The organism is Vibrio eleionomae, assembly GCF_009874545.1.
Classification (GTDB): domain Bacteria; phylum Pseudomonadota; class Gammaproteobacteria; order Enterobacterales; family Vibrionaceae; genus Vibrio; species Vibrio nitrifigilis.
Window position 1 is genome coordinate 33,252 of record NZ_WEKT01000007.1, and the last position, 21,757, is coordinate 55,008.

The window sequence follows — 21,757 nt, forward strand, 5'->3', positions numbered from 1 at the left end:
ATCGTGTCTCCTCGCTTAAGCTTCTACTTGGCGGCTAACTTTGTCTTCAACAGAGTTACCGTTTTGTTCGAAATGGTAGCGACCAGTATGTAGGCTACTTGGACCTTTACGACCAAATTTAACCATTAGATAAACCTCTACCACTAGGAAGATGGTGTACAACGCTAAGATAATGATTAACGATGTAATTAGATTACCCATACTCAATGCTGAAGCAGCTACGTTAGTCGGTAAGATTTCACCTACAGCCCATGGTTGACGACCATATTCTGCAACGAACCAACCTGTTTCAACTGCAATCCATGGTAGTGGAATACCAATAAGTGCAGCTTTAAGTAGTAGTGGGTGTTGTTGAATCTTGTTACGGCAAGTTTGAATAAATGACAAGCCAAAGATTAAGAACATTGCCACACCACATGCAACCATGATACGGAATGAGTAGAATAGCGGCCAAACTTCAGGAATTGAATCATCCGCTGCTTTTTGGATCTGTGCTTCAGTCGCATCTGTTACGTTGTTTGTGTAACGTTTAAGAAGCAGACCATAGCCCAAGTCACCTTTCACTTTTTCGAAATCTACTTTATCTTCTGGAGTACTTGTACCAGAACGTAGTTTTTCTAGAAGTTCGTAGGCGTACATACCATTACGGATGCGATCAACGTGTTGAGCGCGAAGATCACGAAGGCCAGGAACTTGTTCATCAATAGAACGAGTTGCGATGATACCTAGCGCCCAAGGAATTTGCACGGCATAGTGCGTTTCTTCATCTTCATTACTTGGTAAACCTAACAGAGTCCACGCGGCTGGTGCTGGTTGAGTTTCCCATTCACCTTCGATCGCAGCAAGTTTGGTTTTCTGTACCGCACCCATTTCGTAACCGGATTCATCACCCAGCATCATTACAGAAACGACTGCACAAATACCGAATGAAGCAGCAACGGCAAATGAACGACGCGCGAATGCAATGTCACGGCCTTTCAATAGGTAGTATGCACTGATACCAAGAATGAACATCGAACCAGTACAGTAACCTGCTGCTACAGTGTGAACAAATTTCACCTGAGCAACTGGGTTTAGTACCACTTCGGCAAAGCTCACCATTTCCATACGCATACTTTCATAGTTGAATTCTGCGCCAACTGGGTTTTGCATCCAGCCGTTTGCAACAAGAATCCAAAGTGCCGAGAAGTTAGAACCGATTGCGGTTAACCAAGTCGCCACTAAGTGTTGACGTTTAGATAGTCGATCCCACCCGAAGAAGAATAGACCTACAAAGGTAGACTCAAGGAAGAAGGCCACTAAAGCTTCTACCGCAAGCGGGGCACCGAAGATATCACCTACATAGTGAGAGTAGTAAGACCAGTTAGTACCAAATTCAAATTCCATGGTTAAACCGGTAGAAACACCTAGGGCAAAGTTAATACCGAATAATTTACCCCAGAACTTTACCATGTCCTTATAGATAGGTTTATCGGTCATTACGTACAAAGACTCCATGATGGCAAGCAGGAACGTCATGCCTAGAGTCAGAGGTACGAATAAGAAGTGATACATCGCTGTTAATGCAAACTGCAATCGCGACAGATCAACTACGTCAATCATAGTAACTCCTTTGTGTCGGCTGAAAGACACGTTGAGCACACTTACTCCACTCACTTTGTTACAACACCCTGATAAATGTTATAAAAAAGTGATTTTTGTTGTAAACATGTGCCGTTGTGGTTAGTTAATTGTTAAGCGCTAGCTAATATAGCTGCGGCTAATAGTACTGCCAAACGAAGATTGTTTCAAAAGGTTTATAGAATCTTTCCGTATTGATTTAAATCAATAGTATTCAGGCAGCGATAGGTAAGAAACGAACAAAATGATTCAAATCAATGAAATCAACTTTTCAATGTTACAGTTTAGTGAAATATGGGGAATTAATAGCGATGTGATACACAAACAGTTAACATAGTGAAAAATATCGTTAACTAGAGATATAAAAACAGATTGTAAAAAACGTGATACAAGTCACACTAAATGAACAAATATAAACAGATGCTAATTTTTGTTACTGAGTTGACTCATTCACACATAGTATAAATGAGTCAATATTTCATATAAATGGCACTGTTAGGCTTTATCAATACCAAAGTGAAGGTACGAACGATCGGTTGCTATTCGTCCTCTAGGAGTTCGTTGCAAAAAACCTTGTTGAATAAGGAAAGGCTCTAACACATCTTCAATCGTGTCTTTTTCTTCCCCTATTGCAGCGGCTAAGTTATCAAGCCCAACCGGTCCACCACCAAATTTTTCCATGATGGCGAGCAGTAGCTTGCGATCCATGTAATCAAATCCTTGGTGGTCAACATCTAACATGTTGAGAGCTTTATCTGCGATATCAGCACTGATATGACCATCACTTTTTACTTCCGCATAATCTCGAACACGTCTTAACAAGCGGTTGGCAATACGAGGTGTACCTCGAGCTCGACGAGCCACTTCTAATGCACCGTCCTCTGCCATTGATAACCCTAAGCATTCTGCACTTCTTTGCACAATATGCTGTAAATCAGGCACATTATAATACTCAAGTCGTTGCACAATTCCAAATCGATCTCGTAGCGGGGATGTTAATGAACCCGCTCGGGTAGTCGCACCAATTAATGTAAAAGGTGGGAGGTCGATTTTTATGGATCGAGCAGCAGGGCCCTCTCCAATCATGATATCAAGTTGGTAGTCTTCCATTGCAGGATAAAGCACTTCCTCTACTACTGGGCTGAGGCGGTGAATTTCATCAATAAAAAGAACATCATTTTCTTCTAGGTTAGTGAGCAGCGCAGCCAAATCGCCAGCTTTTTCCAACACCGGCCCCGAAGTAGTTCGAATATTCACTTCCATTTCATTGGCGACAATATTCGCTAATGTCGTTTTACCGAGCCCTGGTGGCCCAAAAATAAGTAAGTGATCAAGTGCTTCACTGCGCTTTTGCGCCGCTTGAATAAAGATTTCCATTTGATCGCGCACGTGATCTTGACCACGATAATCTTCAAGCTTTTTAGGACGAATAGCGCGATCAATCAGCTCTTCTTCTCTAAATGACGGACTTTCGGCGGCAATAAGACGATCAGCTTCAATCATTGAAGACATTCCTAATTGACTAACTCCCGACCATTTTCTTATCGGGAAAATAATGAATTACCCTATCCAATAACAAAGATTGTCATTGATTAGGGGCTACACCATAGATTTTAGAGCATCTCTGATCAGTTGCTCGCTACTCATACCTGGCTTGGCGATTTGTGATACCACTTTAGACGCTTGAGTCGGTTTATAGCCTAAAGCCAGTAATGCGCTCACAGCCTCTTCTTCAGCACTTTGATCAACACCTGTTACTGTATCTACCGGTGCCGCATCGGTTGCTGGAGTGAGCAGATCACCTGTCCCCCACCCTTTAAGGCGATCTTTCATTTCAACGACCAAGCGTTCAGCAGTCTTCTTACCAACGCCTGGTAGCTTAACTAGTGTTGAAATATCTTCACGTTCTACACATGACACAAACTGGTTAGCTGTCATACCCGATAAAATGCCTAATCCCATCTTAGGACCGACGCCATTGGCTTTAATCACTTCGCGGAATAAAGCACGTTCACCAACGGTATTGAACCCGTATAACAACTGTGCATCTTCACGTACAACGAAGTGAGTATAAATGATGGCTTCTTCACCGACATTGGGTAGTTCATAGAAGCAACTCATCGGCATTTGTACTTCGTAGCCAATGCCACCAATATCAACTAATACTTGTGGTGGTTGTTTTTCAATTAATGTGCCGCGTAAACGTCCAATCACGGGCGATACCTTTTTGATCATGAAACATGAAAAAGATGATAATCAATAACTGGATGGATAGCCAGTAAAAGATAAATCGCTGAAGGTGTGAGCCAAACCGTCACTTTAAAGAGATTACCTAGAGGATAAAGGTTTAACGATATCGTCCACGACGCGCACTCGTCGCCTTACCTGCCATAGCAATTAACGTTTTATTGGTATTGGCATGGCAAATAGCAACACCTAAAGCATCAGCCGCATCGGCCTGCGGGCGGGCAGGTAACTTAAGCATTTGTTGAACCATATGCTGTACTTGCGCTTTATCTGCACCACCGGTTCCTACTACAGCCTGTTTAATTAAACGAGCTGCGTATTCAAACACGGGTAAATCTGCGTTGACTGCAGCGACGATAGCACTGCCACGAGCCTGACCTAGCTTTAAAGCTGAATCAGCATTTTTAGCCATAAAGACCTGTTCGATGGCAAACACATCGGGCTGAAATTGAGTGATAATTTCCGAAACCCCCGCGTAGATTTGTTTTAAACGAGGCGGTAATTCTTTCTCCGATGTACGGATACAACCACTGCCTAAGTACTGCAAATGACGACCTTGTTGACGGATTACACCGTAACCTGTAATACGCGAACCAGGGTCGATTCCTAGGATAATGGCCATTGAGATAGATACCTTACTTTATTGTTTCAACCAATTTTGTAGACTGTCCTCTTCTATAGGATCTTAGATCACTAAACGAAGCATTATGTTCATAGAGCAACATATAAAGTAAAGAAAGTGGACCGAAGTCCACTTTCTTATGATGTTTCAACTCATTGATATTTGTTGGCTATACATTAAAAACCGTTATTTACGACGCCAAGTCGTGCCTTCAGGGCCATCTTCTAAAATAACCCCCATTTCATTGAGTTTATCACGCGCCATGTCAGCATTTGCCCAATCTTTAGCAGCACGCGAATCATTACGTAATTTGATGAGTGCTTCAATTTCCGCGGCTTCGTCGTCATCACCTAATTCACCCTGTAAAAATTGCTCAGGATCTTGGTAAAGAATACCAATCACGTCAGCTAGTTCACGCATCAATGCACCTAACGAATTAGCTTGCGCCTGATCTTCACCTTTCAATCGGTTGATATCACGTGCCATATCGAACAATACTGAGTAAGCCTCTGGCGTATTGAAATCATCATCCATTGCTGTATTGAAACGCGCTTTGTAATCATGATTATCAGCAGGTGCTACTGTTAAATCTAGCCCACGTAAAGCCGTGTATAAGCGTTCAAGTGATGCACGAGCCTGCTTTAGGTTTTCTTCACTGTAATTAAGTTGGCTACGATAGTGGCCTGACATTAAGAAATAGCGGACAGTTTCGGCATCGTAATGCTCTAGAACATCACGGATAGTAAAGAAGTTACCGAGAGATTTTGACATTTTCTCGCGATCAACCATGACCATACCGCTGTGCATCCAAGTATTCACGTATTGACTATCGTGAGCACAGCAAGATTGAGCAATTTCGTTTTCATGGTGTGGGAATTGCAAATCAGAACCGCCACCATGAATATCAAAATGATCACCCAAAATGGAAGAGTTCATCGCTGAACATTCAATATGCCAACCTGGTCGACCTTTACCCCATGGCGAATCCCATTCAGGCTCACCTGGCTTCGACATTTTCCAAACCACAAAATCCAGTGGGCTGCGTTTTGCCGATTCAATATCAACACGAGCACCTGCTTGTAGTTGGTCTAGATCTTGACGGGAAAGACGTCCGTACTCATCAAACTTTGATACTTCAAACATCACATCGCCATTATCAGCAACGTAAGCGTAGCCTTTATTGATCAATGTTTGAACGAGTTCGATGATTTGCGGGATAAATTTCGTTGCACGTGGCTCAACGTCTGGACGACGAATATTCAATGCATCGAAATCGTTGTACATTTCTTGCACCAAACGTTCAGTCAATGATTCGCATGACTCGCCATTTTCTGCAGCACGTTTAATGATCTTATCATCGATATCGGTAATGTTGCGTACAAATGTTAAATCGTAGCCTGAGTAGCGCAGGTAGCGCGACACAACATCAAATGAAACAAAAGTTCGCCCATGTCCGATGTGACAGAGATCATAGATGGTGACTCCACAGACATACATGCCAACTTTGCCAGCAACGATGGGTTTAAATTCCTCTTTCTGTCTTGTCAGTGTGTTATATATCTTCAACATGATCTCTATCTAATTTGTCTATAAAACGAAATGGTGTAACAGTATAACAACTCTATTATGCTTAGGTCATCCATTTGATGTTTTGAATGAACAAAAAGTTAGGCTAGAATTGCTATTTCATACAAAACAAAGCAAAGGTAATGCTCATGATCACCCTTCATACTAATTTTGGTGACATCAAAATCCAACTTAATGAAGAAAAAGCACCAGAAACAAGTGCCAACTTCCTACAATACTGCCGCGATGGTTTCTACGACAACACTCTTTTCCACCGTGTTATCGATGGCTTCATGGTTCAAGGTGGCGGCATGACTTCTGGTTTAAAAGAAAAAACCAGTCGTGCACCAATCCGTAACGAAGCTAATAATGGTCTGAGCAATAAAGTGGGTACGCTAGCAATGGCTCGTACAATGGAACCACATTCAGCAAGCTCACAGTTCTTCATCAACGTGAACGACAACACTTTCCTAGACTTCCGTTCAGAAAGCCTAGACGGTTGGGGTTACTGCGTATTTGGTGAAGTAGTTGAAGGTATGGACGTTGTTAACCAGATTAAAGGGGTTAGCACGGGTTCATACGGTATGCACCAAGACGTACCACTAGAAGACGTGGTTATTACTGGTACTACCATCGAAGAGTAATCAAAAAGCTGAGCACTTTAGTGCTCAGCTCCTTTATTTATGCAAAAGACACTTTTTATTTCCGATCTTCACCTTACCCCGACCCGACCAGATATTACTGATTGTTTCATGCGCTTTATGCAGAATGAAGCCATAGAGTGTGATGCATTATATGTACTGGGAGATTTATTCGACTTTTGGATTGGTGACGACGACGATAGCCCATTTGCCAGACAGATTAAACAGGCATTTAAACACCTAACGGATCAAGGCATTCCTTGCTATTTTACCTGTGGAAATAGGGATTTTCTCGTTGGTAAACGGTTTGCCAAACAAACGGGAATTACGTTATTACCAGACGAACATGTCGTTGATCTCTATGGCCGTAGAGCCGTGGTTCTCCATGGTGATACATTGTGCACACAAGATGAACGTTATCTCGAATTTCGCGCCAAAGTTCATCAACCATGGTTACAGCGATTGTTTAAATGTTTACCTATGTTTGTTAGACGAAAGCTGGTTGCTCGTATTCAATCTGATATCCGCCAAGACAAACAACAAAAATCCATGGATATTATGGACGTCACGCCCTCAGAAGTGGTGAATGTTATGCATCGACATCAGGTAGATTTAATGATTCACGGTCATACCCATCGCCCAAATATTCATCAAAATACAGATTCGAGTCAAACGCGTATTGTGTTGGGAGATTGGTTTGAACAGGGCTCTGTTTTAATCGTTAAACACAATGACTTTCAATTGGAACAACGTGAGTTTTTTCACTAAACACCATTTTTTTCGTCCACACTCACTGGAAATAGAATACGCTTATAACAATACTGTAAATTTGTGTGCGCGGAGCTAGACAGAATTCTATGGGCGATAGCCAAAAGATAATCAAATATTCTTATATTGCTCGTCAGCCGATACTCGACCAAAATAAATGCACTGTCGGTTACGAGCTATTGTTTCGTGATGGGCCTAATAATAGCTTCCCTGATATTGACCCAGAGACAGCGACGAGCAGGCTCTTATCTGACCACTTCTTATCGAATCATTACCAAACGTTAGGCGAAAATTTTGGTTTCGTTAACTTTCCTTACCAAAGTTTAATCAATCTGATTCCAACACTCTTTCCTTCACATAGTTTAGTTATAGAAGTACTGGAAACCTGTGAACCTTCGGATGAGTTATTGAGTGCAATCAAGCATATGCGTAAGCAAGGCTATAAAATCGCACTGGATGACTTTATTCCTAATCAGGCTTGGAAGCCTTTTATCCCGTATATTTCCGTTATCAAGTTTGATTTACGCGCAATATCTATCGCCAAAGCAAAAATCTTTATGGATCGAGTTAAAGGGTATGATATTGAGTTTTTGGCGGAAAAAGTAGAAACCTATGACGAATTTCAGCAAGCAAAAGCGGCAGGCTTTACCTTATTCCAAGGCTATTTTTTTAGTCAGCCCGAAGTCTTACAACGTAAATCTTTAAACCCTACTTTCCTCACTTTAGTTCAATTATGTAAAGAGATTTCTAAAGAGAACCTTGACTACAAAAAACTAGAAGAGATTATTACGAAAGACTTATCTGTCTCATTTAAACTGTTGTCGTTCGTGAATGCATCGGCTTCGGTGAGTTCCAAAATTCAAAATTTTAAACAAGCGTTAGTCTATCTAGGCGAACAAAAGTTACGCCGCTTTGTCTCTATTGTTGCTATTGCATCCACTCAAGACGACAAACCTAACGCGCTGTACACTTTATCCATACAACGAGCCCGCTTTTGTGAGCTACTTTGGCAACGAGCTAGAGTAAAATGTAACAACTTCGATTTAGAAGATGGAGCGGCCTTTCTCACCGGTATGTTCTCTTTGTTGGATAGCTTACTCGATCAACCCTTAGATAACATCGTCGAACAAATACCGATTGATGAAGCATTAAAACAAGCACTACTAAAAAAAACCGGCATATTGGGCAATATTCTAACGTTAGTACAGTCTTATGAGCACGCTGATTGGGATGTAGTGGCTCGCCAATCTAAGGTACTTCAACTTTCAGAAAAAGACGTGATCAAAAGTTACGATGATGCGATTGAATGGGCTGATGTCATGATGGATATGCAGCTATAGACTTTTAAGAGTCCTATGAATACACTTGTTTCTTTGTTTCCCAACAGTACCTTCCAACTATGACCCTATGCTATTGTTGCTCTGGCCTAACCTACGCTCAGTGCTGCGAACCTATTCATAACGACCATGCTAAGGCCGAAAAACCGGAACAGTTAATGCGCGCTCGCTATAGTGCTCACGTACTCGGTTTGGTCGACTTCGTCGTTAATACCTACCACTCATCATGTGACGCTGAACAGCAACGAGAGAGCATTGCTGAATCAATCAATAGTGATTGGCGCCAGCTAGAAGTGCTGTCAGTCGAAAATAGCGCAAACCAAGATGAAGGGTTTGTCCATTTTAAAGCGCATTTTGCCGATCATAACCAAACTTATTGCTTAGAAGAAAAATCCCGCTTTGTACGAGAACATGGACTCTGGTATTACATAGATGGTGAATTTCCTCAACACCAACCAAGCACAAAGATTGGACGCAACGATCCCTGCCCTTGTGGTAGTGGCAAGAAATATAAAAAGTGTTGTGGTAAGTAGCTCTTTGAAATAAAAAACCAGCTTATAAGCTGGTTTTTCAATACAAAGGAAAAAGCGATTCATACGATTATTTTTGGTCAATAATCCACTTTTGAAATGCCTTACGATCTTCAACTGAAGCACTTTTATAAACGCGTTTTAGAGTCGATAAGTTATCGCCAGGTAACACTTGTCCAGACCCCTTCACTGATTGACTACTAACCACTTTACCTGTGTTATCAGTAGTAATATAGGTCATTGCAACGGCCGCTTTACCGCCTTTTTTATTATATTCTTCTGCATCATTCGCATAGTTACGGCCAAAGCGTAAACCATCTATACTCAGCTTATCTGCAACTTTTTTAATATCTTTACCTGAATTTACTGACTGTAAATGCCACGCCAAATTAGGCATTTTTTTCTTAGCAACCGCATAACTATCAAATTCAGGTAACACCATTTTTATTTTGTCTTCTGATGCAGAAAAGCGAGCGATGATGATATCGCTATAAGCCTTTTTATAATCGTCGTGATCTAAAAAATCCTGCGTATATTGGAAAACAATTTGGTTTACACCATCAGGCAAAGTCAGTGATTTCGTTTTATCTAAAAGCCCACCGTCAACATCAGGCTTTTTCATATTTACAGTTAAAATGCTAATACCTTCGGGAAACTGCAATTCCACAGACGCATTTGCTGTATAAGATACTAGTAAGCCAATACCTAGTGCACCAACACTCCAAATTTTTTTCATTATTTTCTCCATTAAAAAACCCAGCATTAAATGCTGGGTTTATTGTACATGCTAAGTTACTGTTATTACCAGTAAACGCGAGCACCTACAGCTAGGCCATTACGAGCTTCAGGTTGAGTACCGTTTACACCTGAATCTTGGAAACCATACTCAACATAAGTTAGGGCCCAAGTAACTGGACGGTAGCTAACACCTAGATAAACATTGTTTAGATCAGCGTTGTCTTCGTCTTGCATTTTAACAAATTGGTAACCGCCATAAACAGCAGTCGCTTTAGAGATATTGTAAGAAGTTGCAAGGTTGATTGCATCTGAATCATCATCAGCATCGTTTACATTACGATCGATGTGTGCATATGTAACACCGATTAGAGCGTCACCAACAGTGTATTCACCAGTCAACTCAGTAGAAGTAGACTCGATATCACCTGTGTAGTTACCACTTGTTAGGTCATTGCTGTGGTAGTACGTAACACCAGCGTGCACTTTTAGATCACCAAATGCAGTGCCGGCAAACAATGCACCTTCAGTAGGAGCAGATTTGCTTTCATCTAGGTTGTACTGAGCGCGAACCCAGAAGTTGTCTTTATAAAGATCGTAGTTGATAGAGTTCTTTTGCCAGTAGTCATCATTCGCAACTTCGTGATCATAAAGAGCTTTATCAGCAATACCGTAGTACCATGAGTACTCAGCACCATACACATCATCAGCTAGTAGTGCATTACGACCGAAGTACAGTGAACCGTACTCATCGCTAGCAACACCAATCCAGTTTTTACGACCATTCATATCGTTAGTCAAACCGAATTCTACGTTACCAATAAGGTTTAGAGAATCAGTCAGTTTCCAAGAAGCGTTGATCCCTGCACGAGAAGAACCTTCGTCGATAGCTGTTTCTGAGGAGTTATCTGTAGTTTCGTAAGTGATCGCTTCACGGATTTGACCGTAGAAGTCAACTGTACCGCTGTCGTTTTTAACGATCTCTGCTGCGTTTGCAGAACCTGCTGCTGCAAGCACTGCTAGTGCTAAAAGAGTCTTTTTCATAATAATCCACTGCCTTTTCTTAAATCGGGAGATCCTTTGCCCGGTTCCCTTTTTGTTATTGATGATGGCTGACAACTCTACGGTTATTCACCATCGCCACTAAATTCGGGACTAAGATTGCAAAAGAAAATTCTAAGTGTCAAATACTCTAAAAGCCAAGTTAAAAAAACATAAAAATACTTATTTTTCATAACCTTAATTAAAAACCGATGTAAAAAACGCNGGATAATTATCTCTTTATAAGGGTAAAATGTATCAATATTTAGAATTTTATAAAGCTAATTAACCACGTATGGAGATTTATATTTTTGAATCGTAAATAATCCTTTAACTACATGAAGGTTCAATCTTTTTTTGTGAACGAGATCTACATTTGATTTAAAACAGTGTTGTTTTAGCGAACTACTTGTTAAGTAACGATCTGTGGTAGACTCCGCCCGTCTTGATGATGAGAGCCATTATGCTTAGCCCAAACGTTCAAAAATCCATACGAAATAGCTATCAAAACCTGCAAGCACAACTCGATAATTTTGTACCTCGCCGAGCACAAAACTATTTGGTGGCTGAAATTGCCAAAAGTTTGAGTGGTAGCTACCACAAAACGAATCGTATGTTAGTGGCTGAAGCGGGTACAGGGATTGGTAAATCGTTGTCTTACCTCATGGGGGCGATTCCAGTTGCGATCGCTAATAATCGCAAAGTGGTCATTTCTACAGCTACGGTTGCGCTTCAAGAACAGCTTCTTAATAAAGATCTCCCACTCTTTCGCCGCATTACCGATTTAAATTTCTCTTTTATCGTGGCCAAAGGACGACAACGTTACTGCTGCGCAGAAAAGCTTGCCTCTGCTGCCGGAGTTGATGGTGGCCAAATGGCCATGTTTGAAACCAAACCCAAACAAGCCGATATCGAGTTACTGCAAAAGCTCTATCACGAATTAGCTCAGCAGCGTTGGGACGGCGATAGAGACTCTTGGCCAGACCCTATAGATGATGCTATCTGGCAATTGATCGTTAGTGATAAGCACACGTGTAACCATAGTTTTGCAGCTCACCGTCACTGCCCCTTTCAGAAAGCTCGTGCGGAATTAGATAAAAATGATGTCATTATTGCCAACCATAGCCTAGTCATGTCTGATGCTAACCTCGGTGGCGGTGTCATTTTGCCAGAACCAGAGAACACCATTTATGTATTTGATGAAGCGCATCATTTACCTCATGTTGCTCGCGATCACTCTTCTGCATCCGCAACATTAAAGGGAGCGGCAAGTTGGCTAGAGAAGCTTAACCAGTCATTGGCTAAATTTTCTAATTTGGCTGACGAAAAACGTGTATCTCGCTTTCGCAATCTAGCTCAAGAAAGCTTCCAGCAATTGATACCAACACTCTCGCAATTACCAAATCGCTTTAATATCGAGGGATTTGAAGAAGGCGTGTTTCGCTTTGAAAACGGTGAACTCCCCGATTGGTTAGAAGAACAAGCGAAAGAACTAAAACGCGACAGTCAAAAAGCCAATCAAGCAGTAGCGAAAATTGCCGATTTAATCGCCGAAAGAGTAAAAGAGGGAGAATTATCGTCTCGGCTCGCGGAACCCGCTTTAACAGAGCTCGGATTTTATATTCAACGCTTGGAAAACCTGCAGCAAGTTTGGGCCTTAATGGCAGAGGTTGTACCTGATAAAGCCGCACCTTTAGCACGTTGGTTAGAGGTAAGTCCGGAGCGTGATCGTGACTTCATTGTTAATGTCGCTCCCCTTGAAATAGGTTGGCAGTTAGACCAACAACTGTGGAGCCGATGCATTGGCGCCGTTTTGGTATCAGCCACGATGCGAGCACTTAACTCTTTTCATTATTTCTGTCGCCAAGCTGGGATCAGTGAAAAAGAAGAAGACGGTGTTCAATTTTTAGCGCTTGCCTCACCGTTTGACTATAAACAGCAGGCAGAGTTACTGATTCCTAAAATGGATTATGAGCCAGCAGCACCGCAATTTACTCAGTATTTGTCGCAACGCTTAGAACACTTTATCGAGCCCAATAAAGCCAACCTGGTGCTCTTTTCATCTTATTGGCAAATGAAAGAAGTCGCTGAATACATCGCACCCATTTGTAAAAGCAAGGGGTGGACGCTACAACTTCAAGGAACAAAGTCGCGTAATGAAATTCTAAAAAAACATAAAAATCTAATTAAAAAGCAAAAAACTAGTGTTTTATTTGGCACAGGAAGCTTTTCTGAGGGATTAGACTTACCTGGTGAGTTATTGGAAAACTTGGTGATCACAAAAATTCCGTTCGCAGTTCCGACATCACCAATAGAACAAGCACATGCTGAATATATTCAAAATCGCGGTGGCAACCCGTTTATGCAGATTACCGTTCCTGAAGCCAGTAAAAAACTGATACAGTCAGTTGGGCGGTTATTACGTAAAGAACGCGATTCAGGACGTGTAGTGATACTCGATCGACGTATTGTCTCTAAACGTTATGGGAAACAATTACTTGATTCACTTCCACCGTTTAAGCGCAACATTGAATATTAATGACTCGGGAAACCAGTTATGAAAGATTTTAGCCACATTAGACAATTGTTAGAAACTCTGAGCGTTCAAGCTGCTAATTTAGATCGGCAACGCGGCGAACATCACTTGCCATTATTCGATGATATACTCTTTCATTGTCACGCAAAATTGCTCACCCCCTGCGTACAAGAAACGAAAAGTACGCTAGAAAGCTTAATTCGCGAACAAGACTCAAAGCGACTCACGCAAAGCCGAGCGGAATATTTAACGGAAAGATTATTAGCACAGATCAGCGCAATTCAGCGCGAAATTTCAACCACCAGCGTGCGCAGTCATGAACCCAAACACGCGTCTTATTATCGCAAACCGATTAGCACGCTTTATCAAGAATTAGCACAACATCAAGAATGGGAAAGACGTCTTGCTGACATGGTTCAAGATAAACAATATGCCCTGGACAATGCGCCTTTTAATGAAAAACAGATAGCTCAAAGTGCGCTACTAGCGGTAGAGCAACGGTTAAAACGCTGTCAAACCGCTAAAACTAAACTGGAAAATCAAATCACTTATCGCGAGAGAAATCAGTAATGAGTCAATCAACCCCATCACTTGAGCAAGCGCCAGACGAAATTAAATTAGCCGTTGATCTAATTTATCTACTAGAAACCAATAACGTCGATCCAAAGGTTGCTTTAGCTGCGCTAGAGATAGTAAGGCAAGATCTAGAAAAGAAATCTGAGCCAAACCCAACATAAGTTGGCTAATAACCCGTAGATAAACAAGGTTGAGGCATCCAGCCTACATGGTAATATGGGTTACAGAAGACTATCTCACAAGATAGGTTAACCAGCAAAGGACAGATAATGAAAGTTGTTAGCTTTAATATCAATGGCTTACGCGCTCGCCTTCACCAACTGCAAGCCCTTATCGACAAACATCAACCCGACGTTATTGGCTTACAAGAAATCAAAGTACACAATGATGCCTTCCCTGTTGCTGACGTTGAAGCCATGGGTTACAAAGTCTACTTCCATGGTCAAAAGGCACATTATGGTGTTGCCATGTTATGTAAACAAGAACCGGTTGATGTTCGTTACGGTTTTCCTACCGATAGTGAAGAGCACCAAAAACGTATGATCATGGCCACCTTTGAAAACGAACAAGGTGAAAAAACAACCGTATTAAACGGCTATTTCCCTCAAGGGGATAACATTAACCATGAGACGAAATACCCATACAAACGTCAATTCTACAAAGATTTGATGCAGTACCTAAATGATTATCACACAAGTGACGATAATCTCATCGTTATGGGTGATATCAATATCAGCCCTATCGATGCCGATATTGGCATTGGTGAGCCGAACCGCAAGCGTTGGTTGAAAACAGGCAAATGTTCATTCCAACCTGAAGAAAGAGAGTGGCTGCAAACGTTAATCGATTGGGGTTTTGTTGATACCTTCCGTCAAGTTCATCCTGATGTTAACGACCAATATTCGTGGTTTGACTATCGTTCACGAGGTTTTGATGATAACCGAGGGTTACGAATCGATGTCATTTTGGCGACACCTAAACTAGCAGCAATCTGTCAAGAGTCAGGCATCGATTACGAGCTGCGCGGTATAGAAAAACCGTCCGATCACGCACCTATCTGGTCCGTATTCCAACAGTAGACATGGCTATCGCCTAGTCAATCTAGCCCGTTTCATTGTTATCCATGCTAACGGGCTTTTTATCCTCCAAACCAGTGACGCGCTTTCAGCCACCCTAGCAACTATGTTCGAGAGTTTGAGAACCGCCCCGACAATACTAATAAAAGCCCAACGGATAAAAGCGTCTAATTCCCAAACACATCATAAGTAAAATATTTCGCTTCAATCTGTTTATATACGCCACTCGCTCTGACCTGATCGATGGCTACGTTAAGTTTTTGAGTCAGATCTTTATCCTGTTTACGTACTGCAATACCAAACCCCTCACCAAACCATTTAGGATCAGTCAATGTCGGACCTACAAAATGATACTGATCGCCACCAGGCTTTTTGAGCATACCTTCTTCAAGAGCAGAAGCATCCCCTAATACTGCGGCAATTCTTCCATTAGCGAGATCTAAGTACGCTTCGTCAAATGATCCGTAACGCACAATATCCACAGAATCACCATAATTGTCGGAAAGGTATTTCTCGTGTGTTGTGGCACGTTGCACACCAATTTTGACCCCTTTCAACCCTTCCTTAGTGAAATCGATATGAGTTCCCTTTTTCGCAATAAACTTATTAGGAATGAGCGCATATTTATGAGTAAAATCGACTTGCTTACGGCGATAATCAGTAATCGACATGGCAGCAATAATGGCATCGTATTTTCGCGCTAATAAAGACGGAATAATACCCTCCCAATCTTGGCGGATAATTTTGCATTTGACCTGCATCTGTTTACACAGAGCATGGGCCATATCGACATCAAATCCTTTCAGTGATCCATCAGGCTCGGTCCAACTAAAGGGAGGATAAGCACCTTCAATACCAAAACGAACAGTGGTCCATTCTTTCGCTTGAGTATTACCAGCAAGAACAGTCGCCAGAACAGCAGCCGTAATTATCCATGTTTTCATGTTCATACTCCCTTAATCGCTATTTGACCCGTGCTCGGATAACGCTCTGAATCCTGCATCTAAAGGTCATTCAGGTATAGCGTTATTTAATTTTTGAGCGATCACTGCAACCATTAATAAATAGAAGAGAAAGTCTTTTAAGCGAGTGGATTAGCCCGACGCGTTAAAGCTATCACCAGCTTTTTGTATATGCAATAAATAAGGAAATAACCATTTCTGCCCTAATTGAGGTTAACCTGTGATCGTTGATGACCTTCTGCTATTACACCTTGAGAGCGTTCAGGTATCGCTCACCACCACCTAGTTCATGATGAGTTTAGTAACTGAATCACCACTATAGAATATCGCGTTACCACAGCAACTCACACGCTTGTACTGGTTTATATCGACATAACATCGTTAAAATTCCACCTATGTCACTAAACTTTAAGTGAGTCATGTCACAATACATGAGCAATAAAGTTGAACACAAAATAAGCGGGAATCATTTTCGTGATAAAAAAGTGGCTGGAAGTGCCGTGCAATAAGGCCAATCAAGAATTCAATCGCTCAATAAGTAGGAAATGAAGCGTTACCATTTACTTTATTTCAATTTTTGAAGATTTATTGATTTAGTTTAAGGTTTGCTACTTTTTTTTAGCTTAAATTGTTTCCCAACGAGACAAATGACAGTATCTATATTCATACAGTTGTATTGAGTGGGTATAACTATTGTTATTTTTATGAGTGTACTGCTCCATCAAGGATAGCTGGCTCAACGGCTAAGACAGTACGTGTTTTTTCTACTAATAAAGGTAGGTATGTCATGGCAGAGCAATTTGCTAAAGCTTGGGAAGGTTTTGCTGACGGTGAGTGGCAAAATGAAGTAAACGTTCGTGATTTTATTCAAAAGAACTACACACCTTATGAAGGTGACGAATCTTTCCTAGTTTCTGAAGGTACTGAAGCCACTAAAACGCTTTGGGCTAAAGTAATGGAAGGTATCAAACAGGAAAACGCGACTCACGCACCTGTTGATTTCGATACTTCTGTTATCTCTACCATCACTTCACATGATGCTGGATACATTAACAAAGACCTAGAAAAAATCGTAGGTCTTCAAACTGAAGCTCCTCTAAAACGTGCGATTATCCCTAACGGTGGTATCCGCATGGTTGAAGGTTCTTGCAAAGCATACGACCGCGAGTTAGACCCTGAAGTTAAAAAAATCTACACTGAATATCGTAAAACTCACAACCAAGGTGTGTTTGACGTATATACTCCTTCAATTCTTAAATGTCGTAAAGCTGGTATCTTAACTGGTCTTCCAGATGCTTACGGTCGTGGTCGTATCATTGGTGACTACCGTCGTATCGCTCTTTACGGTATTGACTACCTAATGAAAGACAAATACGCACAATTCACTTCGCTACAAAGCGATTTAGAAAATGGCGTTGATCTTCGTGAAACTATCCAACTACGTGAAGAAGTAGCAGAACAACACCGTGCTCTTGGCCAAATCAAAGAAATGGCTGCTAAATACGGTTGTGATATTTCTCGTCCAGCTGAAACTGCTCAAGAAGCAATTCAATGGACTTACTTCGGTTACCTAGCTGCTGTTAAATCTCAAAACGGCGCGGCAATGTCTCTAGGTCGTACTTCTACTTTCCTAGATATCTTCATCGAACGTGATATCGCTGCAGGTAAACTGACTGAAGCTCAAGCTCAAGAACTTGTTGACCACTTCGTAATGAAACTACGTATGGTTCGTTTCCTACGTACTCCTGAATACGATGAACTATTCTCAGGCGACCCAATCTGGGCAACTGAGTCAGTAGGTGGTATGGGTCTTGACGGACGTACTCTAGTTTCTAAAACTAACTTCCGTTTCTTAAACAGCCTATACACTATGGGTCCTTCTCCAGAGCCAAACACTACTGTTCTTTGGTCTGAAAAACTTCCTGAAGGCTTCAAAAAATTCTGTGCAAAAGTGTCAATCGATACTTCATCTATCCAGTATGAAAACGACGACCTAATGCGTCCAGACTTCAACTCTGATGACTACGCAATCGCATGTTGTGTATCACCAATGGTTGTTGGTAAACAAATGCAGTTCTTCGGTGCTCGTGCTAACCTTGCGAAAACCATGCTTTACACTATTAACGGTGGTGTAGACGAAAAACTGAAAATTCAAGTTGGTCCAGAAATGCCTAAAATCACTTCTGAAGTTCTTAACTACGACGAACTTTGGGATAAAATGGACCACTTCATGGACTGGTTGGCAAAACAATACGTGACTGCATTGAATGCTATCCACTTCATGCACGACAAATACAGCTACGAAGCGTCTCTAATGGCTCTTCACGATCTACATGTTAAACGTACAATGGCATGTGGTATTGCTGGTCTTTCTGTTGCAGCTGACTCTCTATCAGCAATCAAATACGCAAAAGTTAAACCAGTTCGTGACGAAGATGGTCTAGCAATCGACTTTGATATCGAAGGTGATTACCCTAAATTTGGTAACAACGACCCTCGTGTAGATGACATCGCATGTGAACTTGTTCGCGTATTCATGAACAAAATTCGTGAACTTAAAACATACCGTGATGCTATCCCTACTCAGTCTATCCTTACTATCACTTCTAACGTTGTGTACGGTAAGAAAACTGGTAACACTCCTGACGGTCGTCGTGCTGGCGCTCCATTTGGTCCTGGTGCAAACCCAATGCACGGTCGTGACCAAAAAGGTGCTGTAGCATCTTTGACTTCAGTAGGTAAACTACCATTTGCTGACGCACAAGACGGTATCTCTTACACATTCTCTATCGTACCTAATGCTTTAGGTAAAGAAGAAGGTTCTCGCCGCGCCAACCTAGCAGGTTTGATGGACGGTTACTTCCACCACGAAGAAAGTGTAGAAGGTGGTCAACACTTGAACGTTAACGTTCTAAACCGTGATACTCTTCTAGACGCGGTTGAACACCCAGAGAAATACCCTCAATTAACAATTCGTGTATCTGGTTACGCAGTTCGTTTTAACTCTCTAACTGCAGAGCAACAACAAGACGTAATCTCACGTACTTTCACTGAATCAATGTAATTCAGACTGAAAAGTTAAGTTAATAAATCCCGCTTCGGCGGGATTTTTATTGCCTCACCCATCTATCCAAACACACCCTATCAATTCCTCTTGTTCTCGTATTTTACTGTTACTTGCTATCTTGCTATCTTGCTATCTTGCTATCTTGCTATCTTGCTATCTTGCTATCTTGCTATCTTGCTATCTTGCTAGGGCATGGTGATATCATCTCAAACGCATACAACCCCGTTATTTAACCTTCTGGCGACGATTCTATCTGGAGTAAAAACTCACATAGTAAACTGCGGTAGAAAGAGGTGAGGGAAACATGGATAGATATAAGAAAGCCGGACAACAGCCCGGCCAAATAAAATAGATAAAATATAATTAAATCATAATGTTAAACAACTAAACCACAAACCTTTGGCAATCATTGTGCAAATTAGTTGAGCGTTTATCCACACCCTGACTCGTCTCACTCAATCGGGTATTATTCTCTTCTAAAGAGCTCATTGCTGCTGATATTTGCACCATACTATCGGCCATCGATTGACTCGTTGTCGCCAATTCTTTCATCGAAGCGAAAATCACTTCAGTTTGGCTGGCAGCTTCATCGGCTTTAGTGGTGATCATTCCCATTGCATTCATCGCCTCATGGCCACGCTGTTGACCAATCTCCATCGACTGTTGCGATTGGTTAATATACTGAATCACTTCATCGCTTTCAGTTTTCATGGTTTGAATAGTAGAGGAGATATCAGCCACAGCATCAACTGTACGCACTGCTAAACTACGAACTTCATCAGCGACTACGGCAAAGCCACGCCCTTGTTCACCGGCACGCGCAGCCTCTATCGCTGCGTTCAAGGCCAGCAAATTGGTTTGTTCGGCAATACCATTAATGATATCCATCACTGAATCAATTTTTAATGAGGCTTGTTCTAACTGCTGAATATGACTCGCTGCTGAGTTTAATATCTCACCAATATCTTGTAGTGACTCAATAGCAGCCGAAATGACCGTCGAACCTTCTGTTGCCGCTTGGTTTGAGGCTTTACTCATTTCTGCCACGAATTCTAACGAATTTGACACTTCTTTCGTTGTGACACTCACTTCCTCAGTTGCTGAAGCAAGTAGCTGGCTTTGACTCATTACGTCAGTTTGGCTTTGTGTGAGTTTATCAACACCAGAATGCAAAGCAGCAGCATCTCCCGATAAGGCTTGGCTGTTTTCCTGAACTTTTCTCACCAAACCAGCTAGGTGTTCACAGCTTTGGTTAATCGCAACGGCAAGCTGATTAAACTCATCATTAGGGTTATTCGACACCTGCATTTTCTGCGTCAGATCCCCTTGCGATAATTTCTCTAACACTCGCTTTGTTTGACTTAGAGAACGCGTTAGTGACACACTTTGCATCACAAAAATTGAAATGGTTACCAAGGCTAAAACCGCACAAGCAATAAGAACAGACCACAAAGTAACATCACCAGATTGAGCAGCCTCAGCTTGATACTTCGCACTCAATTTTTCAATATCACCGGAAATAGCATGAATAATGTCACTCGCTTTGGCTTCTCCAGCCAACAGATTTTGCTCTTTAATGGTTTCCTGTTGGCTAAGCTCTGCAACACGCTTAAATGTTGCTTTAAATTGTTCTACTTCTTTTTGGTACAAATTCAGCATCGCATAACTGTTTGACGTATTGACGAAGCCAAACATTGCACGATTGAATAATTTCAGATTGTTCTCACTCTGTTTAAGTAAATAATTTTGCTGCGCTTTAATCATCGCTTGAAAATCTGACATTACGGTTACCATACCCGTTTCATTTATTTTCTTTTCAATTGTCGTTTCCAATGATTTAAGCTCACCTAATTTACCTTCATCGACACTAAAGCCAAGCTCAGATTTAATATTCAACCAAGGGCGAAAAGAGTTGTCGAAAGACTGGGTTGCCGCTAATAAGTCATTTGCTTGCGCAGATAAACCAATACCATTTAAAAAAACGACATCTTGTTTTACTTCATTAAGAAGTTCATCAAGCTCTTTTTTTACCATGGGTATTTGTTTTGAGGAAAGGTCGTCCCGCCCGGCGGCGAGTGAGAGTAATTTTGCTTGGGTGGCGTGTATACCCACTACCCCTTCGGTAATGGCATTACTATTTTGATATTGTGTGCTCATGCTCTTGAGACTGTGCCCAGCAAAAATGCCAAGAGCCACAAATCCTAAACACAGTACAACAATGAAAGCAGTGATTTTCTGCTTTTGAGACAACTTCATTACATCCATGTATTTATCCCTGTTAATTTGTTAATTTATTTTTATTAATAATATTATAAAAAAACCTTTTTATTATGGCTAACTATAACACTGTTATAACACATTGAATTTGAATATCTAAGCGTTTTTAATTTCCCGTAAATTATCCCTAACATTACCAAGGAAAAACTATTTAAT

18 protein-coding genes are annotated in these 21,757 nt (G+C 41.4%); 9 read left to right on the top strand and 9 right to left on the bottom strand.

The features are described from left to right. Positions 1 to 15: 15 nt before the first annotated feature. From F9817_RS06130 to cysS, 5 genes are all read right to left on the bottom strand, one after another. Positions 16 to 1,602, bottom strand: a complete 1,587-nt coding sequence (locus F9817_RS06130) for a cytochrome ubiquinol oxidase subunit I (RefSeq protein WP_161154070.1) — start codon at positions 1,600 to 1,602, stop codon at positions 16 to 18. Positions 1,603 to 2,115: 513 nt separating this feature from the next. Continuing rightward, entirely contained in the window at positions 2,116 to 3,123 is a 1,008-nt protein-coding gene (ruvB, locus tag F9817_RS06135; protein ID WP_161154071.1) for a Holliday junction branch migration DNA helicase RuvB, read from the bottom strand. Positions 3,124 to 3,219: 96 nt separating this feature from the next. Then, the gene (gene ruvA / locus F9817_RS06140; RefSeq protein ID WP_161154072.1) at positions 3,220 to 3,834 is read right to left on the bottom strand and encodes a Holliday junction branch migration protein RuvA; all 615 of its coding nucleotides are present in this window, start codon (positions 3,832 to 3,834) and stop codon (positions 3,220 to 3,222) included. A gap of 133 nt (positions 3,835 to 3,967) precedes the next feature. Continuing rightward, a complete protein-coding gene (gene ruvC, locus F9817_RS06145) occupies positions 3,968 to 4,489 on the bottom strand; it encodes a crossover junction endodeoxyribonuclease RuvC (protein ID WP_161154073.1) in 522 nt (173 codons plus the stop codon). A gap of 186 nt (positions 4,490 to 4,675) precedes the next feature. Further along, the gene (gene cysS, locus F9817_RS06150; protein WP_161154074.1) at positions 4,676 to 6,058 is read right to left on the bottom strand and encodes a cysteine--tRNA ligase; all 1,383 of its coding nucleotides are present in this window, start codon (positions 6,056 to 6,058) and stop codon (positions 4,676 to 4,678) included. 146 nt (positions 6,059 to 6,204) lie between these two features. Between cysS and F9817_RS06155 the strand changes: the two genes are divergently transcribed. The 4 genes from F9817_RS06155 (at position 6,205) to F9817_RS06170 (ending at position 9,334) form a co-directional block, all read left to right on the top strand. Then, positions 6,205 to 6,699 carry a peptidylprolyl isomerase gene (locus F9817_RS06155; RefSeq protein WP_161154075.1) on the top strand — a complete coding sequence of 165 codons (495 nt, stop codon included), beginning with the start codon at positions 6,205 to 6,207 and terminating at the stop codon, positions 6,697 to 6,699. Between the two features lie 39 nt (positions 6,700 to 6,738). Then, positions 6,739 to 7,464: a UDP-2,3-diacylglucosamine diphosphatase gene (gene lpxH, locus F9817_RS06160; RefSeq protein WP_161154076.1), complete on the top strand. Its 726-nt coding sequence runs from the start codon at positions 6,739 to 6,741 to the stop codon at positions 7,462 to 7,464. Between the two features lie 110 nt (positions 7,465 to 7,574). Further along, a complete protein-coding gene (locus F9817_RS06165; RefSeq protein WP_161154162.1) occupies positions 7,575 to 8,804 on the top strand; it encodes an EAL domain-containing protein in 1,230 nt (409 codons plus the stop codon). Between the two features lie 59 nt (positions 8,805 to 8,863). Then, the gene (locus F9817_RS06170; protein ID WP_161154077.1) at positions 8,864 to 9,334 is read left to right on the top strand and encodes a YchJ family metal-binding protein; all 471 of its coding nucleotides are present in this window, start codon (positions 8,864 to 8,866) and stop codon (positions 9,332 to 9,334) included. A gap of 67 nt (positions 9,335 to 9,401) precedes the next feature. On the opposite strand, the gene F9817_RS06175 is transcribed toward F9817_RS06170, so the two are convergent. Beyond that, positions 9,402 to 10,067 carry a DUF2057 family protein gene (locus F9817_RS06175; RefSeq protein ID WP_161154078.1) on the bottom strand — a complete coding sequence of 222 codons (666 nt, stop codon included), beginning with the start codon at positions 10,065 to 10,067 and terminating at the stop codon, positions 9,402 to 9,404. Positions 10,068 to 10,132: 65 nt separating this feature from the next. Next, the gene (locus F9817_RS06180) at positions 10,133 to 11,110 is read right to left on the bottom strand and encodes a porin (RefSeq protein WP_161154079.1); all 978 of its coding nucleotides are present in this window, start codon (positions 11,108 to 11,110) and stop codon (positions 10,133 to 10,135) included. 460 nt (positions 11,111 to 11,570) lie between these two features. On the opposite strand from F9817_RS06180, the gene dinG reads away from it, so the two are divergent. The 4 genes from dinG (at position 11,571) to xthA (ending at position 15,298) form a co-directional block, all read left to right on the top strand. Beyond that, positions 11,571 to 13,646, top strand: coding sequence for an ATP-dependent DNA helicase DinG (gene dinG / locus F9817_RS06185; RefSeq protein ID WP_161154080.1), 2,076 nt, complete (start codon positions 11,571 to 11,573; stop codon positions 13,644 to 13,646). Positions 13,647 to 13,664: 18 nt separating this feature from the next. After that, on the top strand, positions 13,665 to 14,213 hold the full coding sequence (locus tag F9817_RS06190; RefSeq protein ID WP_161154081.1) for a primosomal replication protein: 549 nt from the start codon (positions 13,665 to 13,667) through the stop codon (positions 14,211 to 14,213). Then, on the top strand, positions 14,213 to 14,380 hold the full coding sequence (gene rsmS, locus F9817_RS06195; protein ID WP_161154082.1) for a pleiotropic regulatory protein RsmS: 168 nt from the start codon (positions 14,213 to 14,215) through the stop codon (positions 14,378 to 14,380). Before F9817_RS06190 ends, rsmS begins: the two co-directional genes overlap by 1 nt. 108 nt (positions 14,381 to 14,488) lie before the next feature. Then, positions 14,489 to 15,298, top strand: a complete 810-nt coding sequence (xthA, locus tag F9817_RS06200) for an exodeoxyribonuclease III (protein ID WP_161154083.1) — start codon at positions 14,489 to 14,491, stop codon at positions 15,296 to 15,298. A 164-nt stretch (positions 15,299 to 15,462) separates the two neighbouring features. On the opposite strand, the gene F9817_RS06205 is transcribed toward xthA, so the two are convergent. Next, a complete protein-coding gene (locus F9817_RS06205) occupies positions 15,463 to 16,239 on the bottom strand; it encodes an ABC transporter substrate-binding protein (protein ID WP_161154084.1) in 777 nt (258 codons plus the stop codon). Between the two features lie 805 nt (positions 16,240 to 17,044). On the opposite strand from F9817_RS06205, the gene pflB reads away from it, so the two are divergent. Continuing rightward, positions 17,045 to 19,321 (top strand): formate C-acetyltransferase, encoded by a 2,277-nt coding sequence (pflB, locus tag F9817_RS06210; protein WP_161154085.1) that lies wholly within the window; start codon positions 17,045 to 17,047, stop codon positions 19,319 to 19,321. Between the two features lie 387 nt (positions 19,322 to 19,708). On the opposite strand, the gene F9817_RS06215 is transcribed toward pflB, so the two are convergent. Further along, positions 19,709 to 21,589 carry a methyl-accepting chemotaxis protein gene (locus F9817_RS06215; RefSeq protein WP_161154086.1) on the bottom strand — a complete coding sequence of 627 codons (1,881 nt, stop codon included), beginning with the start codon at positions 21,587 to 21,589 and terminating at the stop codon, positions 19,709 to 19,711. Positions 21,590 to 21,757: the final 168 nt, after the last annotated feature.

Bases quoted from the DNA above. Each gene is read 5' to 3' on its own strand.
- F9817_RS06130 (WP_161154070.1), bottom strand. From the start codon at position 1,602: ATGATTGACGTAGTTGATCTGTCGCGATTGCAGTTTGCATTAACAGCG.
- ruvB (WP_161154071.1), bottom strand. From the start codon at position 3,123: ATGATTGAAGCTGATCGTCTTATTGCCGCCGAAAGTCCGTCATTTAGA.
- ruvC (WP_161154073.1), bottom strand. From the start codon at position 4,489: ATGGCCATTATCCTAGGAATCGACCCTGGTTCGCGTATTACAGGTTAC.
- cysS (WP_161154074.1), bottom strand. From the start codon at position 6,058: ATGTTGAAGATATATAACACACTGACAAGACAGAAAGAGGAATTTAAA.
- F9817_RS06155 (WP_161154075.1), top strand. From the start codon at position 6,205: ATGATCACCCTTCATACTAATTTTGGTGACATCAAAATCCAACTTAAT.
- lpxH (WP_161154076.1), top strand. From the start codon at position 6,739: ATGCAAAAGACACTTTTTATTTCCGATCTTCACCTTACCCCGACCCGA.
- F9817_RS06170 (WP_161154077.1), top strand. From the start codon at position 8,864: ATGACCCTATGCTATTGTTGCTCTGGCCTAACCTACGCTCAGTGCTGC.
- F9817_RS06175 (WP_161154078.1), bottom strand. From the start codon at position 10,067: ATGAAAAAAATTTGGAGTGTTGGTGCACTAGGTATTGGCTTACTAGTA.
- F9817_RS06180 (WP_161154079.1), bottom strand. From the start codon at position 11,110: ATGAAAAAGACTCTTTTAGCACTAGCAGTGCTTGCAGCAGCAGGTTCT.
- dinG (WP_161154080.1), top strand. From the start codon at position 11,571: ATGCTTAGCCCAAACGTTCAAAAATCCATACGAAATAGCTATCAAAAC.
- F9817_RS06190 (WP_161154081.1), top strand. From the start codon at position 13,665: ATGAAAGATTTTAGCCACATTAGACAATTGTTAGAAACTCTGAGCGTT.
- rsmS (WP_161154082.1), top strand. From the start codon at position 14,213: ATGAGTCAATCAACCCCATCACTTGAGCAAGCGCCAGACGAAATTAAA.
- xthA (WP_161154083.1), top strand. From the start codon at position 14,489: ATGAAAGTTGTTAGCTTTAATATCAATGGCTTACGCGCTCGCCTTCAC.
- F9817_RS06205 (WP_161154084.1), bottom strand. From the start codon at position 16,239: ATGAAAACATGGATAATTACGGCTGCTGTTCTGGCGACTGTTCTTGCT.
- pflB (WP_161154085.1), top strand. From the start codon at position 17,045: ATGGCAGAGCAATTTGCTAAAGCTTGGGAAGGTTTTGCTGACGGTGAG.
- F9817_RS06215 (WP_161154086.1), bottom strand. From the start codon at position 21,589: ATGGATGTAATGAAGTTGTCTCAAAAGCAGAAAATCACTGCTTTCATT.